We start from the raw sequence: 16,110 nt of genomic DNA, 5'->3' as shown, positions 1-16,110 counted from the left end.
TCAACCCTCGATCGTCTGGAATTCTTCGGGGCGCTCCAGAACGGAGTAGCCGCGGCGGATATTGGCGATGAAGACGATGACCGCACGGATCAGCATCAGCACGAAGGAGACGAGAACGGTGTAGAAGACGATATTGCGCGGCAGGTCGATGGTCACCATCTGCTCTTCCGCCACGATGTCGACATAGCGCCACATCAGATGGCAGCCATAGGCGAAGAAGCCGATCCGGACGATATCGACGAAAGTTGCAAGCACACGCGCAAGACCTGCGGGCATATAGTGATAGAATACATCGACCTGGATATGCCGGGATGTGCGCACGCACATGACGGAACCGAGAAAGACGACGCCGATCAGGCAGTTGATGGCGATCTCTTCGGTCCAGGCGTAGCTGTCGTTCAGCACATAGCGCGTGAAAAACTGCAGGAAGACGCAACCCGCCATCAGCCAGAAGACGATCAGCGTGATCCAGTCCTCGATGGCATAGTCCGAAACGTTTGCGGTCGGCGCATGCCCCTCGAACTCCTGGCCGATTTCTTCAGCGGTGATTTGCGTATGAATTTCTTGCGACATGATCGATCCTGTTCCGGTTCGGAATGAAGGAGCGCAGCGCCTGCAGCAGCCACAGTGCGACAGCGTGCTTTGCGCGTCCGAAAGACGCGCGGCGCCTTACGGCGCCGCGCCACGGAGTTTACTGGATCGCGCGGATTGCTTCCCAATCGGCCTTCTCGTAGCCGAAATCCTCGAAGTTGACCTTTTCCATCACGGTCTTCTCGAAGTCGGCCTTGTCGACCTCGGTGACATTCAGGCCTTTTTCCTTAAAGGTCGCAATCAGGCTGTTTTCCTTGCCAGCGATCGTCTTGCTTGTGCGCTCGGCCGCCTCCTGCATGACCTCGCCGAAGATCTTCTTGTCCTCATCGGAAAGACTCGCCCACCGTGTCTTCGAGACCACGGTGTTAAGGTGATCGACGATGTGACCGGTGAGGATGATGTTCTTCTGGACTTCGTAGAACTTCTTCGCCTCGATTGTCGTCAGCGGGTTTTCCTGCGCCTCGACCGTGCCGTTCTGCAAGGCGAGATAGACCTCGGCAAAGGCGATCGGCGTCGTGTTGGCGCCGCAGGCGCGCGGCATGGCGAGATAGGCGGGAACGTCAGGCACGCGGATCTTCAGGCCCTGCATATCGGCGCATTTGGCGATCGGCTTGTTTGATGTCGTATGGCGCGTGCCGTAATAGCTGACGGCGGTGATGTGGTTGCCGGTCTTGTCTTCATAGCCTTTCGCAAGGCGCTTGAAGACATCGCTCTTGGTGTAGGCGATCAGATGATCGGGACCGCGGAAGATATAGGGAAAGTAGGTCACGCCGATCGGCTTGTAGTCGCGGGCCGCAAAGCTCGATCCCGAGATGATCATGTCGACCGTCCCGAGCTTGAGGCCCTGGTTGATGTCTGCTTCCTTGCCGAGCTGCGATGCCGGATAGACCTCGATCTTGTAGCGCCCGTCGGTGCGCTTGTTGATCTCTTCCGCAGCCCATACGGAATCCGTATGGAAGGGCTCGGACGTTTCATAGACATGCGCCCATTTCAGCACTGTCTGAGCTTGCACAATCGCGGTGCTCGCCATGATCGCGGCTGCGGTGCAAAGTATGGTTGCCAGTCTGCTCTTCATTGCTCTCTCCTCCTGAGCTTGGGTTAAGTCTTGTTCATTCCTTTCGACGGCCGCTCGTTGCGGCCGCGCTCCTCTTCCCCCGAAAACTCCTCCCCGAAGCTCTCGGAAAACCTCTTCTGCGACATGGTCAGATGCGCGCGCATAGCAGCCTTGGCGCCGCCTGCATCGCCGGCTGCGATCGCATCGCGGATAACCCGATGCTCGTCCAATGCCCTTCGCCAGGTCGTCGGCCCCTCGAAGTGGCTGGCAAGCCTTGCAAAATACGGGGTCATGCGCATGTCGAACATCTCGCCCGTCACCCGGATCAATGTTGCATTTCCGACGATGGCAGCAATTCCGGTGTGGAAAGCGCGATCGGCATCGAGCACCGCGATTGCATCGTTGACGACGCCACTCATGCGCGTCAGAGCTTCATCGAGCAGGGCGATATCGTCCGGTTTGGCGCGACCGGCAGCTTCTTCGGCGATGGCGCATTCGATGAGGGCGCGCGCCTGCAGCAGCTCGAAAGGCCCCTCTACAGGCTCCCGTTCGGCGCCTGCGACGATCGCGGCATTCTGGCGTATCACATAGATCCCGGATCCCATGCGGATGTTGACAAGACCTTCGACCTCCAGGACGATCAGCGCCTCACGGACGGTCGGGCGTGAAACCGACAGTTGCTCCGCCAGGTCTCGCTCGGCCGGCAGCCGTTGACCAACAGCAAGCTCGCCGCTTGCTATCATCAAGCGGATCTGATCTGCGACCTGCCGATAAAGGCGGCGTGATTCAACAGGCGAAAACATGATGGCCTCCCCGGCGGACTTCTCCTCAAGCCCCGCAGCTGGTCAACTGGCCTGACCAATTAATCTAGAGGTATCATTCCGCGGGTGGTGCGTCAATGCGCCGCGCAACAAACAGGCCGGCAGGATTCGACGGTCATAACCAACATCCGCTCGACGGAGAGATCCACGCGTGCAGAGACGAAGCCGGCTGCTATCGCGTCTCCGGACGAAACATGTTTGTGATACTGGGGTCGGATTTTTCGCAGCGCGGTTGGCTACCGCGATTGGCCGCCTAACCCGCCCGGGGAGATCCAAATTGTTTCAAGGCGGCGGGAGATCCACGCTCTGACAAGGCCATTTGCCTTTGCCGCCAACTTCGTTGGAAATCGATTAAAGCCATGCGGCGCCTCCGGAAAAACGGCACAGTCGGCGTTGCCGTTTTGCTGTTGCCAGTGGAGGCTCATTGACAGGCTGTCATCGATGATCGGATCGAGTGCTCCAGCGATGAACAAAGCGGGTGGAAGGCTGGACAGATCGGCAAACCGGGGGCCGCGAGCTTGCCGTCCGGAAAGGCTCGGCGTCAAACGCTGCAGGTTTCGAAGTGCCGATGGTCCATCGATGACAAGGCTTCTTCCCGTTGACTGTCGCAGACTTTCCGAGCCCGTCAGATCAAAGCCGCCGCACATGGAAATGAACCCCGCGACGAATTCCGCCTTGCCGCGTTGGCGCAGATGAAGCAGCGCCTCTGCCGCAAGATGCGCGCCTGACGACTCTCCACCGAGGATGATGCGCTTGACCTGGAGTTCGGGGAGATGGTCGACGAGCCAATCGACTGCCGTCCTGCAGTCGTGCACAGTGACGTCGAGACGATCATCGATGGCATTATGAAAATCGACGGCGGCCACCAGTGTCTGGCAACGCCGTGCGATCGGGCGGGTAATGCCGTCGTCGAGACGGGCATTGCCCATCACCCAGGCACCACCATGGAAATGGACATAGAGACCATGGCGAATCCCCTTTGGAACGATCAACCTCAAGCCGATCTCCCTGCCGTTGGCAACGACGACGCGACTGACGGCTTCGCCGCGGCGTATCGGTCCGTCGGGCACGAGCGACTGCGCCGCCTTAGTCATTGTTTGAACGCATCTGGCGTTCCAGCGCCGGTCGACATGATAGCGGGGAAGAAGGCCGAGGAAGGCATTGAACTTTCGGGCGCCGCTGAGTTCCTGCGTGGTGAAGGACAGTGTCCCGTCGCCTGCTTCGTCCCCGATCGTCGCTCCTCTCACTTTGAGGTCAGCCCTTCTATCCTCGTCAGATGCATTCTCAGATCGGGCAAAATCTTCTGCGAGGCGCGCTTCAATGCCCCGTCCGGGCCATTTTTCGAATAATCTGAAAAGAGCGCCACGGCCTCCTGATGCGCGGTCACTTGCGTCGAAAGATAGGCTTGGTCCAGGTTTTGCGGATCGCTTTGCTGCAGCGCTTCGAGCTTCTTCTTGTGCTCGTCATCGAGGCCAGCGGGCAGTTGAACGCCATCTTCCTTGGCGGCGTCCGCCAGAATCGGGCCGGCTCGCCCATGATCTTTCAACATGTCGCCTGCAAACTGCTTTGCATCTTCGGCCGCGCCCTTGGCGACTTCAATCTCGGCTGCTTTCAGCTCAAACATGTTTGACATGGCGGCGCGGGTGGCGAAATCCACGGCCTTTTGACGGGCAGCGTCATCGGCAGCAAAGGCCGGCGCTGCAACGAACAAAAGAATGCAAAGATTGAACGTGAGCTTCATCATTGTTCTCCAAATGCGCAGGGCGAAGGCGAGCGACGACTGGTCGCCCGCCCACTTGCCGGCTCAACTCTGCTCGGCTTGTGCGCCGCTATCAGGCTTTGCCGGCCCAAGAACGGGCTTTTGTCCCATGGGCTGCGGCACCATTGTCTTGAAGCTTCCTTTGCCGTCGATTGATTTGCCGTCCGACCATCGTCCCGGAACCGGCTCGCTGCCATCCTGCTGAAACCCGAGATAGGCGTAGCTGAATTCCTGCAACTCCTGCTCCTGAGGGAAGCCGTTGGGGATCGGGAAGACCTTCGATGGCCCGCCAAGCTCCTCGAGTGCCGCCATCCACTGGTTCTGGTGCATGGTGTCTCGGGCGATGAGGTAGGAAAGCATCTCCTTCATCCCGCGATCATTGGTGAGATTGAACAACCGCGTCGCCAACACGCGACCGGTGGATTCCGCCGCGACATTCGCGGTCATATCGGCTGCGATATTGCCGCTGGCATAGATGTGCGACATGTCGAACGGGACGCCATCCGAATCGACGGGCATCGCCGAAAGACCTGCCGAAAGAAGGTTTTTCATATTCAGTCCACCGAGAACCGCGCTTGCCACGGGGTCACCCGCAACTTGTTCCTTGACCGAGACAGGCGCGCCTTCGAGGTTTAGCGCCACCGCGGTCGCCAGCATCTCGATATGCCCGAGTTCTTCCGCCGCCGTGTTCATCAACAGGTCGCGAAACTTCGGGTTGCCGCGGGCGCCGCAGGCTTGAAAGAAATATTGCATGGCAACCCTGATCTCGCCTTCGACCCCGCCGATCGCCTGTTGCAGCGCGCGGGCGAAGTGGGGATCGGGGGTCTCGACCCGAACCGGGAACTGCAGCTTTCCGTCCGTGTAAAACATCGATTTCTCCTTCTTGAGGGTTGCTCGCCACGTTCGGCGAGTGGACCTGACATCCAGAAGCGGCCCCAACAAGAAATGTGAGAGACGGTTCCCGCCTCTTGGAAATATCCTGGAATTGAAGCTGTTTTCCGGGCTGAGGTCGCGGAACCAGGGCGGTTGATCGCAGTTAGGCATCAACCAACAAGGAGGACCTAAAATGCCAGGAACCGACATTAGGGACATCTTCGTCGCCGGTTTGAAAAATGCCCATGCGATGGAAAACCAAGCGCTTAGCATCATGAAACCGCAGCTCAAACGTATAGAGAATTACCCGGAGGTTGCCCAACGGCTCGACGCCCATATCCGGGAAACCGACGGGCAGATCGTCCGTCTGGAGGAAATCCTTGACAGTCTGAACGAGGACAATTCGACGCTGAAAGATATGGCGCTGTCGTTCACAGGATCGATGGCAGCCCTCGGCCATACGGTTGCAGGCGACGAAATCCTGAAGAATTCCTTCGCCAATTTCGCCTTCGAAAATTACGAGGCGGCAGCTTACAAGTCGCTGTTGGTGGTTGCCGAGGCAGGGGGACATGGCGCCGCCATCACTGGCCTTCAGGCAAATCTGAACGAGGAGTTGGCAATGGCCGAATGGCTCAATGACAATCTGGCCGCGGTCACGGCAAAGTTTCTCTCGCTGCGGCAGGTGGGCGAAACGGCGAAGGTCTAGGTCCGGCATGGTGAATCAACTTCCTTTGTCCGAGACGGACCTTGCCCCGACGCAGAAATCGGCGGATGGAACAAACGTTATCGCCGCCGATCTCGCTTATCGCACCATGTCGATCGTCAACGTCGTCTTCTATGGCGATCCGATGAGTCCGGAGCCTTGGGTCCTGATCGATACGGGACTTTCGCCCTCGGCCGACAAGATCAAGGCTTGTGCGTCCCTGCGCTTCGGCGACGCGCGACCTGCCGCGATCGTGATGACCCATGCGCATTTCGATCACGCCGGTTCCGTCGAAAGTCTCGCTAGCTTTTGGGAGGTTCCGGTCTTTGCGCATCCGCTGGAAAGGCCATATCTGGAAGGACAGGCGTCCTATCCTCCCGCCGATCCCATGGCTGGCGGAGGTGCGATGACGTTGCTTTCACCACTTTACCCGCGCTCGCCGGTCGACGTCCGCCCGTGGCTCAAAATCTTGCCCGCCGACCAAACCGTCCCTGGAATGCCGGGATGGAAATGGATCCACACGCCCGGCCATTCGCCAGGCCATATCTCGCTGTGGCGCGAAAGCGACCGCACGCTGATTTCAGGCGATGCCATTATCACGACAGGACAGGAATCGGCATATGAGGCGATCGTGCAGACCCCGGAAATGCACGGGCCGCCCCGGTATTTCACGCCCGACTGGGAAGAGGCGGAAAAATCCGTGGCACTTGTCGCTTCGCTGGAGCCGGAGCTTATCATCAGCGGACACGGCCTACCGGTAAAAGGCCAAAATGCCAGGGACAAGCTGCATCGTCTAGCCAAGTCGTTCCGCGACATTGCCGTGCCAAAAGGCGGTCGTTACGATCTTGACCCGGCAAAGCCCGGCAAATCCGGTAACGACGCCTTTCGCTGAAACTGTCGGATACTTTAAACGAAAACGATTGCAGACCGAAACGCCAAGGGCTGGGTCCTGTAACACACAGGATCCAGCCCTTGAATCTTCTCGGTCGATAAACCGTCCCAATTACGGGGTCAGTCCATCCGGCGAGGTTTGCGTGAAGAGGTCGATCAATTGTTGTGGGCTGCGCAGGCTTCGTCCATCGGGGTGGCATTGCTCGTGCCGCCCTGCGTCTGAAGATTGGCAGAGTTATTGACCGGATTGGGGCACTTGACCTTGTCCTTCGTGCCGCTGGTGGTGGAACCAGTCGTGGTGGTATCCGTTGCCATCGGCTTCTTGGCCTTCGTGTCTGTGCCTGCGCCGCCACCCTGGTCGGCCTGGCTCTTATCAATGGTCGCACCTGCCGGCGCCGGATTCGATTGTGCGAAGGCGGATGTGGCCATGCCGAGAGCCAAAAGTGACGCTGCTACGAGTTTCATACGCATTGTGATGTCCTCCTTGGGATCCTTGCATACTTGACCCACTCAGAACCTCATTCTTGGATCATTGTTCCGGCTGCAGCCGACAAAATGCACTGCCGCGCCCACAGCCATCGCGCAGTCGGGTTGAGGTCTGAAACAGCAAAAGGGACAGCTATGACGCGCAAGGGGAATGGCGACTACTTCGCGTAAAGCGCTCGCGACCGCTCGAGATGCTTGAGGAGCGCCGTTTCCGAGCCATCGACGTCGTTTGCTTCAAGGCGGTCGACGATCTCGTCGTGTTCGGCGAGAGTGAATTTCTCCTTGCCGGTCCAGATCAGCATCTCGGTATGATATTCCTTCAGCCAGGCAAGCATCGCTTCGCTGACGGCGATGTAGATCGGGTTGCCGGATATCTGCGCGATGCGGGTGTGGAATTCCATGTCCGCGTCGATGAACTCTTCGGCCCGGCCAAGCGACATTCGCTGGCGCTCGATAATGTTCCTGAGGTCGGCGATATCATTTGCCGAGGCGCGCTGCGCGGCCTCCCGCGCCATGCCCCGCTCGAAGAAGATGCGGGCGCTCTTCAGATATTCCAGCGAGTCCGACGATTGCGACAGCATGATCTTGGCAGTGAGATCGACCTGGCGGAATATCGATTTTGCCGTCAGCCTGAGGACCTTCGCCCGCTCGCCATGCGAAATGCTGACAAGACCTTTATTGGCAAGGGACTGCATGGCCTCCCTGATCGCCGGCCGGCCGACGCCGAAGCGTTCCATCAGCACGCGCTCGGACGGCATTTCGTCGCCGGGCTGAAGCTCGCCCGAGGTGATCATTCGCTCAAGTCGATCAAACACTTCGTCAGAGAGTTTCCGGCGGACGATTTGTTCGAGGGGCTGGGTCATCACATCTCGCTGGCTCAAAATGTTTCCTCCTAACAGTTTCCGGGTCGAGAACAAAGCTGTCGGCGAAAATTTGCGGATCCGGAGATTCTACTTTTCATAATTTGGAATACTCATTATACCAGATCACGAGTTGACGCCACGGCAATCTGCGTGGCGAGAGGAGCAACCGTCCGTTTCATGATGATTACCCTGACCTACCGCATCGAAACGCCCGGCAACGTCGAGGCGATGGCGGAAAAGATCGCGAGCGACCAGTCGACCGGAACCTTCGTTCCGGTCCCCGGCGAGACAGAAGAGCTGAAATCGCGCGTCGCCGCCCGTGTGCTGGCGATCCGCCCGCTCGAAGATGCGCGTCATCCGACTTGGCCCGAGGTCGCGCCCGGCACGCTGCTTCATCGCGCCGATGTCGACATCGCCTTTCCGCTGGACGCGATCGGGACAGACCTTTCGGCATTGATGACCATTGCGATCGGCGGCGTCTACTCCATCAAGGGCATGACCGGCATCCGCATCGTCGACATGACACTGCCCGAAGCCTTCAAAAGCGAGCATCCCGGACCGCAGTTCGGCATCCCCGGAAGCCGCCGCCTCACCGGCGTCGAAGGCCGGCCCATCATCGGAACGATCGTCAAGCCGGCACTTGGTCTCAGACCGCACGAAACGGCGGAACTCGTCGGCGAGCTGATCTCATCCGGCGTCGACTTCATCAAGGATGACGAGAAACTGATGAGCCCGGCCTATTCACCGCTCAAGGACCGCGTTGCGGCGATCATGCCGCGCATTCTCGATCACGAGCAAAAGACCGGCAAGAAGGTCATGTATGCCTTCGGCATCTCGCATGCAGACCCAGACGAGATGATGCGTAACCACGACATCGTCGCCAAGGCCGGCGGCAATTGCGCCGTCGTCAACATCAACTCGATCGGCTTCGGCGGCATGAGCTTTCTGCGCAAGCGCTCCAATCTGGTGCTGCACGCGCATCGAAACGGTTGGGACGTGCTGACACGCGATCCGGGCGCCGGCATGGACTTCAGGGTCTACCAGCAGTTCTGGCGGCTGCTCGGGGTCGATCAGTTTCAGATCAACGGTATCAGGGTCAAGTATTGGGAGCCGGACGACAGCTTCGTGTCCTCCTTCAAGGCTGTCAGCACGCCGCTCTTCGACGCCTCCGATTGCCCGCTTCCGGTTGCCGGCTCGGGTCAGTGGGGAGGACAGGCGCCCGAGACCTATCAACGGACCGGCCGCACCGTCGATCTTCTTTATCTCTGCGGCGGCGGCATCGTCAGCCATCCCGGCGGCCCGGCGGCCGGCGTTCGGGCCGTGCAGCAGGCCTGGCAGGCAGCCGTCGCAGACATCCCGTTGGAGACCTACGCGAAAGATCATCCGGAGCTCGCCGCTTCGATTGCGAAATTCAGCGACGGCAAGGGCGCGTGACCGCCATGGATGGACCTCTCATCAGCTATTACGGGGACGACTTCACCGGCTCAACCGATGTCATGGAGGCCCTGGCCTCGAACGGTATCCCGACCGTGCTCTTCCTCGACGTTCCGACGCCGGAACTGCATGGACGCTTTGGGAATTGCCGGGCAATCGGCATTGCCGGGACGAGCCGCAGCGAGACCCCCGCATGGATGCAAGAGCACCTTGCGCGCGCTTTCGAGTGGCTGAATTCGCTCGGTGCCGGCATCTGCCACTACAAGGTCTGCTCGACCTTCGATTCCAGCCCCGAAATCGGCAACATCGGCAAGGCGATCGAAATCGGCCGATCGGTATTCGGGCAACCCGTCGTGCCCGTCATCGTCGGCGCGCCGCAATTGAAACGCTACACGGCATTCGGCAATCTCTTTGCCGCTTACCAGGGCCGGGTCTTTCGCATCGACCGCCATCCCGTCATGAGCCGCCATCCGGTGACCCCGATGGACGAAGCGGACCTTTCGGTCCACCTGTCGAAGCAGACCCGGCTTCCCGTCCTGGTCGCCGATCTCGTCGCCATCACCGCGACGGACGCGGATGCGCGTGTCGACGATCTGGCGTCTGCTTCAGAAGGGATCCTGCTCATCGATGTCGACTCCGAGGCGACGCAGGAGGCCGCGGGCCGACAGCTGCTTCGTGTCACCGGCCGCTCGGGAAGTTTTGTCGCCGGCTCCTCCGGGGTTGAATATGCCATGCTCAGCGCTTGGCGGCGGAGCGGCTTCATCGCCAACGCCGGCGCCGAGTTTCCGGATGTCGGCCCGGTCGACCGCCTCGCCGTCGTGTCGGGCAGCGTATCGCCGACGACCGAGCGCCAGATCCGGACGGCTGTCGAGAACGGCTTCGAGAGCATCGCGCTCGATCCCCTTGCGCTGGTCTCGGAACATTGCGAAGCCGCGATGGATGCGGCGGTAGAGGCCGGCATCCAGAAGCTCAGGCAAGGCAAGAGCGTCATCCTGTATACCGCGCTTGGCCCGTCTGCGGACCGTGGCGCCGACATAGACAGGCTTCCGGGCGCTCGTCACCGGCTCGGGAGCGCGCTCGGCACGATGTTGCGCCGCCTGATCGAGAACGAAGCACTATCACGTGTGGTCGTCGCCGGCGGCGACACATCCAGTCACGCGCTCAGGCAGTTGAAGATCGACGCGCTGACGACGCTCCTTCCACTGCCTCAGACGCCAGGCTCTCCGCTTTGCCTTGCGCATGGCGATTATCAACCGACAAACGGCCTGCAGATCGCACTCAAAGGCGGCCAGGTCGGGACTGACGGTTATTTCACGCAGATCCGCGAGGGAAGGAAACACTGATGGTTTCCCTGATCCGGCTCGACCCAGAAAAACGTGTGGATCATATTATTTAAGTGATATGGTGATTGACTCATCATACCAGTATATGATCCTATCCAGAAACGGAAAAGGTGAGGAAACATGACTAAGATTGCCCTCTTCGGCGCAGGCGGGAAAATGGGATACCGGCTCGCCAAAAATCTCAAAGGCTCGCGTTTCGACGTCCGCCATGTCGAGGTGAGCGACGCAGGCAAGGCCCGTTTGAAGAATGATCTCGGTGTCGATTGCGTGCCCGTCGATGTCGGGCTCGATGGCGCCGAGGTGGTGATCCTTGCCGTGCCGGACACGGCGATCGGCAAAGTCGCGGCAGGCATCGTCGATCAGCTCGCATCAGGTACCATGGTGATCGCGCTGGACGCTGCGGCTCCCTTTGCCGGCCACCTGCCGAAGCGTGATAATCTCACCTACTTCGTCACCCATCCCTGCCATCCGCCGATCTTCAACGACGAGACGGACATGCAGGCGAAAAAGGACCACTTCGGCGGCCTCTTCGCCAAGCAGCATATCGTCTCGGCACTGATGCAGGGTCCGGAAAGCGCCTACGCGCTCGGCGAGGAAATCGCCAAGCTGATCTGGGCCCCTGTCATGCGCTCGCACCGGGTCACGGTCGATCAGCTTGCCATGCTCGAACCAGGCTTGTCGGAAACCGTCTGCGCATCGCTGCTCGTCGTCATGCGACAGGCCATGGACGAATGCGTGGCACGCGGCGTTCCGGAACAGGCCGCCCGCGACTTCCTGCTCGGTCATATGAACGTGCTCGGCGCGGTCATCTTCAAGGAAGTCGACGGCGTATTCTCGGATGCCTGCAACAAGGCGATAGAGTTCGGCATCCCGGCTCTGATGCGCGATGACTGGAAAAAGGTATTCGAACCGCAGGAGATCGCCGAAAGCATCCGGCGCATCACCTGAACCGGCTTGGGGAGGCAAACCCTCCCCTCAACCGCCCCAGGGAGAAGGGGCTTCATTCACAACAGGGAGGAAACAATGAAACTGACGCGCAGACTGACACTTGCAGCTTTTGCCGGAGCATTGGCGCTCGGAACAGCTCTTCCGGCCTTTGCGGCCGATCTCATCGCCATCATCACGCCGGCGCATGACAATCCTTTCTTCAAGGCCGAAGCCGTCGGCGCTGAAGCCAAGGCGAAGGAACTCGGCTACGAAACGCTCGTCATGACGCATGACGACGACGCCAACAAGCAGTCCGAAATGATCGACACGGCAATCGGGCGCGGCGCCAAGGCGATCATCCTCGACAATGCCGGCGCCGACGCCTCCGTCGCCGCCGTCAAAAAGGCAAAGGATGCAGGCATTCCCTCCTTCCTGATCGACCGTGAAATCAACGCCACCGGCGTTGCCGTCGCCCAGATCGTCTCGAACAACTACCAGGGCGCCCAGCTCGGGGCGCAAGAATTCGTCAAGCTGATGGGTGAGAAGGGCAATTACGTCGAGCTCGTTGGCAAAGAGTCCGACACCAATGCCGGCATCCGCTCGCAGGGCTATCACGACGTCATCGACGACTATCCGGACCTGAAGTCCGTCGCCAAGCAGTCTGCCAACTGGAGCCAGACGGAAGCCTATTCGAAGATGGAAACCATCCTCCAGGCAAATCCCGACATCAAGGGCGTCATTTCAGGCAATGACACCATGGCCATGGGCGCGATCGCAGCGCTGCAGGCGGCCGGCCGCAAGGACGTGATCGTCGTCGGCTTCGACGGTTCCAACGACGTGCGCGACTCCATCAAGTCGGGCGGCATCAAGGCAACGGTCCTGCAGCCCGCCTATGCACAGGCTCAGTTGGCGGTGGAACAGGCAGACGCCTACATCAAGAACAAGACGACGCCAAAGGAAGAGAAGCAGCTGATGGACTGCGTTCTCATCAACGCCGACAATGCCGACAAGCTCGAAACCTTCGCCCTGAAGAACTGATCAGCAGCGACTTGCGGAGGGCGCAGCGCTGCGCCCTCCGCAGTGCATTTTGCAAGACGTCGAGGTTCAAAGCATGCTGAGAGTGAAGGGCGCCCTGCTCGCTGCCGTCGTGGCGGCAGCATTGCCCGGTTGCAAGATCATCAAGACGCCGACTGCCGAGGAGAAGGCTGCGGCAGCGGCCAAGACCGCTTTCGACCCGAATGCCAAGGTCGAGGCGATCTGGCAGTCCGAGGCAGTACCCTATTTCGAGAAGCGCGCCGGCGACCTGAAGGACGTCATGCAGCTTTCCGCTTCCAGTCCCGACGCCGCAGGCGAGAAATACGGTAATCCCCGCAAGCAGAGCAGCTCGCCATGGACCTATGCGGTGAAGATCACCGGCAAGGTTGTCGCGGCCGATACAGCCTCGCGCGCGGCAACGCTCGATGTCGACGCCGATGGCGACGGCAAGGCCGATGCGAAGGTGCAGATCGGGCCGGCGCTGCGCGGCACGGCGCTGCGCGACACGCTGGAATTCGTCAATTTCAACGAATTCAAGAACCAGATCGAGTGGGCGCAGTTCGGCAAAGCCTTCAACGAGAAGGCCAATACCACCTTTCTCTCCGCCATCCCGCGAGAGGACCTCGCCGGCAAGACGGTGACCGCGATCGGCGCCTTTCCGTTGCCGAAGAGCGGTGAGCTGCCGCTCGTCACACCTTCGGAACTGAAGGTCGGCCCATGACCGAAGGAGAGGCACAAAAAAACGATGTCATCCTGCGCCTCGACGATGTGTCGAAGGTCTATTCGGGTATCGTCGCCGTCAAGCGCGCCAATCTCGAGCTGCGCCGCGGCGCAGTGAACGTCCTTGTCGGCGAAAACGGAGCAGGCAAGTCGACGCTGATGAAGATCATCGCCGGTGTCGAGCGTCCAACGCTCGGCCGCATCATTCTGGACGGCAAGCCCGTATCCTTCGACAGTCCGGCGCACGCGCAGGCGAATGGCATCGGCATGATCTTCCAGGAACTCAATCTCTTCGCCAACATGTCGGTCGCCGAGAATATCTTCACCACACGTGAAATCACACGCGGCATCTTCGGGATCGATCACAAGGCACAGGTGCAAAAGGCCAATGCGTTTTTGAAGCGTCTCGATGCCGGGATCGAGGCGGATACGATGGTCGAGGACCTGCCGATCGGCCAGCAGCAGCTCGTCGAGATCGCCAAGGCGATGTCGCTGGACGCCCGGATCCTGATCATGGACGAGCCGACGTCGGCTCTTTCGGCAGCCGAGGTCGAAATCCTGTTCAAGGTGATCGCGGAACTGAAGGCCCAGGGTGTGGCAATCGTCTATATCTCGCACCGGCTCGAAGAACTGATGCGGATCGGCGATTACATCACGGTGCTGCGTGACGGTCAGGTCACCGGTGAGGCAATGGTCCGCGACATCGACACACGCTGGATCGTGCGCTCGATGATCGGCTCGGATGCCAAGGACTTTGCAAAGTCCGTGGACCACGCCCTCGGAGCCGAGGTCTTTCGCGCCGAAAATATCAGCCTGCCGCGGCCGACAGGCGGTCTTTCGGTCAACAATGTCTCCCTGTCGGTCAAGGCGGGCGAAATTCTCGGCATCTACGGCCTGATGGGTGCCGGGCGCAGTGAATTCTTCGAATGCGTGATCGGCCGTCACGCACACTCGACCGGCAAGATCTTCATCGACGGCAAGCATGTTCGCGCCCGCGACACCACGCGGCGTATCCGCCGGGGCCTTGCGCTCATTCCGGAAGACCGGCAGCGGGAAGGTCTGGTCCAGGTGCTCTCGATCGCCTCCAATCTGACGCTGGCGAGCCTTGGCCGCTTCACCCGGCTCTTCCATATCGACAGGGGTGCGGAAAAGAATGCCATTCGCGATGCAATCCGCGATCTCTCGATCAAGGCGCCGAACCCGGAATTCGAGGTGACCTCGATGTCGGGCGGCAACCAGCAGAAGGTCGTCATCGGTAAGGCATTGATGACCAATCCAAAAGTGCTGCTGATGGACGAGCCGAGCCGTGGCATCGATGTCGGCGCCAAGGCCGATGTCTTCCGCACCATGCGGCGGCTGGCGGCAAACGGGCTCGCCATTCTGTTTTCGACTTCCGACCTCGAGGAGGTCATGGCACTTTCCGATCGCATCGCGGTCTTGAGCAACGGCCAGCTGGTCGCCGTCTTCGACCGCAACGAAGCCACGGAAGAAGCCATTATCGCGGCTTCGTCCAAGGGACACGGACATCAAGGGAAACTCGCGTCATGATGGCGGCTAGATCAACCACTCTCGCGCCGAAGGGCGCCAACGGCTCCGTGCTTCTGACGCTGATGAAGCTCAGGACCTTCATCGCGCTGTTTGCCGTCATCATCTTCTTTGCGATCTTCGCCCCAAACTTCACCTCGACCGCGAACATGATCCTGATGTCGAAGCATGTGGCGCTGAACGCCTTCCTGGCCATGGGCATGACCTTCGTCATCATCACTGGCGGCATCGATCTCTCGGTCGGATCGATCGTCGGGCTTTGCGGCATGGTCGCCGGCGGCCTGATCCTTTACGGCATCGAATTGCCGATCGGCTACACGATCTTTTTCAACCTCTTCGAGATCGTGCTGATCACCTTGTCGATCGGCCTGCTCATCGGTCTGATCAACGGCCTGCTGATCACCAAGCTCAACGTCGCGCCCTTTATCGCCACACTCGGCACACTCTATATCGCCCGCGGTCTGGCTTTGCTGTCGTCGGACGGCCAGACATTTCCGAACCTTGTCGGCCGGCCGGAATATGCGACGACCGGCTTCGATTTCTTCGGCGCGGGACGCATTCTCGGCCTGCCGGTGTCGATCTGGATCCTGATCGTGCTGGCGCTGCTGGCCGCCTATGTCGCCCGCTCGACGCCGATCGGCCGTCACATCTTCGCCGTCGGCGGCAATGAACGGGCCGCGCGCATGTCCGGTATCCGGGTCGATGTCGTGAAAATCTTCGTCTACATGTTCTCCGGACTGTGCGCGGCCATCGTCGGCGTCGTCATCTCCTCCGAACTGATGGCAGCCCATCCGGCGACCGGCGAAAGCTTCGAACTCAATGCGATTGCCGCAGCGGTGCTCGGCGGCACCTCGATGTCCGGCGGCCGCGGCACGATCGGCGGCACGATCATCGGCGCCTTCGTCATCGGCATCCTATCCGACGGATTGGTGATGATGGGCGTCTCCTCCTTCTGGCAGATGGTCATCAAGGGCCTCGTCATCATCATCGCCGTCGTGGTCGACCAGGCGCAGCGCCGCCTGCAGCAGCGCGTCACCCTCATGCAGATGGCAAAGGCAGGTTGAT

Annotated in this window: 17 protein-coding genes; 9 read left to right on the top strand and 8 right to left on the bottom strand. The window is 60.1% G+C overall.

Annotated elements, in window-relative coordinates:
* The 6 genes from HFO71_RS26365 to HFO71_RS26340 all read right to left on the bottom strand — a co-directional run bounded on the left by HFO71_RS26365 (position 1) and on the right by HFO71_RS26340 (position 5,095).
* Positions 1-573, bottom strand: a complete 573-nt coding sequence (locus HFO71_RS26365; protein WP_168337340.1) for a TRAP transporter small permease — start codon at positions 571-573, stop codon at positions 1-3.
* A gap of 118 nt (positions 574-691) precedes the next feature.
* The gene (locus HFO71_RS26360; RefSeq protein ID WP_077980542.1) at positions 692-1,666 is read right to left on the bottom strand and encodes a sialic acid TRAP transporter substrate-binding protein SiaP; all 975 of its coding nucleotides are present in this window, start codon (positions 1,664-1,666) and stop codon (positions 692-694) included.
* Between the two features lie 23 nt (positions 1,667-1,689).
* Positions 1,690-2,448, bottom strand: coding sequence for a FadR/GntR family transcriptional regulator (locus HFO71_RS26355; RefSeq protein ID WP_221985449.1), 759 nt, complete (start codon positions 2,446-2,448; stop codon positions 1,690-1,692).
* A gap of 254 nt (positions 2,449-2,702) precedes the next feature.
* Positions 2,703-3,713 (bottom strand): alpha/beta hydrolase, encoded by a 1,011-nt coding sequence (locus HFO71_RS26350; RefSeq protein ID WP_312884355.1) that lies wholly within the window; start codon positions 3,711-3,713, stop codon positions 2,703-2,705.
* The gene (locus HFO71_RS26345; RefSeq protein ID WP_221982773.1) at positions 3,710-4,207 is read right to left on the bottom strand and encodes a DUF4142 domain-containing protein; all 498 of its coding nucleotides are present in this window, start codon (positions 4,205-4,207) and stop codon (positions 3,710-3,712) included. Before HFO71_RS26345 ends, HFO71_RS26350 begins: the two co-directional genes overlap by 4 nt.
* Before the next feature lie 63 nt (positions 4,208-4,270).
* Positions 4,271-5,095 (bottom strand): manganese catalase family protein, encoded by an 825-nt coding sequence (locus HFO71_RS26340; protein ID WP_168337337.1) that lies wholly within the window; start codon positions 5,093-5,095, stop codon positions 4,271-4,273.
* 196 nt (positions 5,096-5,291) lie between these two features.
* Between HFO71_RS26340 and HFO71_RS26335 the strand changes: the two genes are divergently transcribed.
* Together HFO71_RS26335 and HFO71_RS26330 are read left to right on the top strand one after the other, a co-directional pair.
* Positions 5,292-5,804 carry a ferritin-like domain-containing protein gene (locus HFO71_RS26335; RefSeq protein WP_131663348.1) on the top strand — a complete coding sequence of 171 codons (513 nt, stop codon included), beginning with the start codon at positions 5,292-5,294 and terminating at the stop codon, positions 5,802-5,804.
* A gap of 7 nt (positions 5,805-5,811) precedes the next feature.
* Positions 5,812-6,693: an MBL fold metallo-hydrolase gene (locus HFO71_RS26330; protein WP_168337336.1), complete on the top strand. Its 882-nt coding sequence runs from the start codon at positions 5,812-5,814 to the stop codon at positions 6,691-6,693.
* A gap of 155 nt (positions 6,694-6,848) precedes the next feature.
* On the opposite strand, the gene HFO71_RS26325 is transcribed toward HFO71_RS26330, so the two are convergent.
* Positions 6,849-7,163, bottom strand: a complete 315-nt coding sequence (locus HFO71_RS26325; protein WP_168337335.1) for a hypothetical protein — start codon at positions 7,161-7,163, stop codon at positions 6,849-6,851.
* A gap of 173 nt (positions 7,164-7,336) precedes the next feature.
* Positions 7,337-8,041: a transcriptional regulator NanR gene (locus HFO71_RS26320; RefSeq protein ID WP_025396973.1), complete on the bottom strand. Its 705-nt coding sequence runs from the start codon at positions 8,039-8,041 to the stop codon at positions 7,337-7,339.
* 177 nt (positions 8,042-8,218) lie between these two features.
* Between HFO71_RS26320 and oiaX the strand changes: the two genes are divergently transcribed.
* From oiaX to HFO71_RS26285, 7 genes are all read left to right on the top strand, one after another.
* Positions 8,219-9,475: a 3-oxo-isoapionate-4-phosphate decarboxylase OiaX gene (gene oiaX / locus HFO71_RS26315; RefSeq protein WP_131661201.1), complete on the top strand. Its 1,257-nt coding sequence runs from the start codon at positions 8,219-8,221 to the stop codon at positions 9,473-9,475.
* Positions 9,476-9,480: 5 nt separating this feature from the next.
* Complete coding sequence (locus HFO71_RS26310) at positions 9,481-10,818, top strand: four-carbon acid sugar kinase family protein (RefSeq protein WP_168337334.1); 1,338 nt, start codon at positions 9,481-9,483, stop codon at positions 10,816-10,818.
* 120 nt (positions 10,819-10,938) lie between these two features.
* Positions 10,939-11,766, top strand: a complete 828-nt coding sequence (locus tag HFO71_RS26305; protein ID WP_221985448.1) for a phosphogluconate dehydrogenase C-terminal domain-containing protein — start codon at positions 10,939-10,941, stop codon at positions 11,764-11,766.
* Positions 11,767-11,841: 75 nt separating this feature from the next.
* A complete protein-coding gene (locus HFO71_RS26300; protein ID WP_131640995.1) occupies positions 11,842-12,783 on the top strand; it encodes a D-ribose ABC transporter substrate-binding protein in 942 nt (313 codons plus the stop codon).
* Positions 12,784-12,856: 73 nt separating this feature from the next.
* Positions 12,857-13,501 (top strand): DUF2291 family protein, encoded by a 645-nt coding sequence (locus HFO71_RS26295; protein WP_131640996.1) that lies wholly within the window; start codon positions 12,857-12,859, stop codon positions 13,499-13,501.
* Positions 13,498-15,048 carry a sugar ABC transporter ATP-binding protein gene (locus HFO71_RS26290; protein WP_221985447.1) on the top strand — a complete coding sequence of 517 codons (1,551 nt, stop codon included), beginning with the start codon at positions 13,498-13,500 and terminating at the stop codon, positions 15,046-15,048. The genes HFO71_RS26295 and HFO71_RS26290 overlap by 4 nt, the downstream gene beginning before the upstream one ends.
* Positions 15,045-16,109, top strand: a complete 1,065-nt coding sequence (locus HFO71_RS26285; protein ID WP_168259611.1) for an ABC transporter permease — start codon at positions 15,045-15,047, stop codon at positions 16,107-16,109. Before HFO71_RS26290 ends, HFO71_RS26285 begins: the two co-directional genes overlap by 4 nt.
* Position 16,110: the final 1 nt, after the last annotated feature.

Source organism: Rhizobium laguerreae (genome assembly GCF_019778565.1).
Taxonomy (GTDB): domain Bacteria; phylum Pseudomonadota; class Alphaproteobacteria; order Rhizobiales; family Rhizobiaceae; genus Rhizobium; species Rhizobium laguerreae.
The sequence above is the reverse complement of the archived record's forward strand: the minus strand, read 5'-3'. Positions and strand labels throughout refer to the sequence as shown.

What these genes read in the sequence shown, in the direction of transcription:
- HFO71_RS26345 (WP_221982773.1), bottom strand. Translation starts at nt 4,207, where the DNA reads ATGAAGCTCACGTTCAATCTTTGCATTCTTTTGTTCGTTGCAGCGCCG.
- HFO71_RS26365 (WP_168337340.1), bottom strand. Translation starts at nt 573, where the DNA reads ATGTCGCAAGAAATTCATACGCAAATCACCGCTGAAGAAATCGGCCAG.
- HFO71_RS26360 (WP_077980542.1), bottom strand. Translation starts at nt 1,666, where the DNA reads ATGAAGAGCAGACTGGCAACCATACTTTGCACCGCAGCCGCGATCATG.
- HFO71_RS26335 (WP_131663348.1), top strand. Translation starts at nt 5,292, where the DNA reads ATGCCAGGAACCGACATTAGGGACATCTTCGTCGCCGGTTTGAAAAAT.
- HFO71_RS26285 (WP_168259611.1), top strand. Translation starts at nt 15,045, where the DNA reads ATGATGGCGGCTAGATCAACCACTCTCGCGCCGAAGGGCGCCAACGGC.
- HFO71_RS26300 (WP_131640995.1), top strand. Translation starts at nt 11,842, where the DNA reads ATGAAACTGACGCGCAGACTGACACTTGCAGCTTTTGCCGGAGCATTG.
- HFO71_RS26340 (WP_168337337.1), bottom strand. Translation starts at nt 5,095, where the DNA reads ATGTTTTACACGGACGGAAAGCTGCAGTTCCCGGTTCGGGTCGAGACC.
- oiaX (WP_131661201.1), top strand. Translation starts at nt 8,219, where the DNA reads ATGATGATTACCCTGACCTACCGCATCGAAACGCCCGGCAACGTCGAG.
- HFO71_RS26305 (WP_221985448.1), top strand. Translation starts at nt 10,939, where the DNA reads ATGACTAAGATTGCCCTCTTCGGCGCAGGCGGGAAAATGGGATACCGG.
- HFO71_RS26310 (WP_168337334.1), top strand. Translation starts at nt 9,481, where the DNA reads ATGGATGGACCTCTCATCAGCTATTACGGGGACGACTTCACCGGCTCA.
- HFO71_RS26320 (WP_025396973.1), bottom strand. Translation starts at nt 8,041, where the DNA reads ATGACCCAGCCCCTCGAACAAATCGTCCGCCGGAAACTCTCTGACGAA.
- HFO71_RS26330 (WP_168337336.1), top strand. Translation starts at nt 5,812, where the DNA reads ATGGTGAATCAACTTCCTTTGTCCGAGACGGACCTTGCCCCGACGCAG.
- HFO71_RS26295 (WP_131640996.1), top strand. Translation starts at nt 12,857, where the DNA reads ATGCTGAGAGTGAAGGGCGCCCTGCTCGCTGCCGTCGTGGCGGCAGCA.
- HFO71_RS26290 (WP_221985447.1), top strand. Translation starts at nt 13,498, where the DNA reads ATGACCGAAGGAGAGGCACAAAAAAACGATGTCATCCTGCGCCTCGAC.
- HFO71_RS26325 (WP_168337335.1), bottom strand. Translation starts at nt 7,163, where the DNA reads ATGCGTATGAAACTCGTAGCAGCGTCACTTTTGGCTCTCGGCATGGCC.
- HFO71_RS26355 (WP_221985449.1), bottom strand. Translation starts at nt 2,448, where the DNA reads ATGTTTTCGCCTGTTGAATCACGCCGCCTTTATCGGCAGGTCGCAGAT.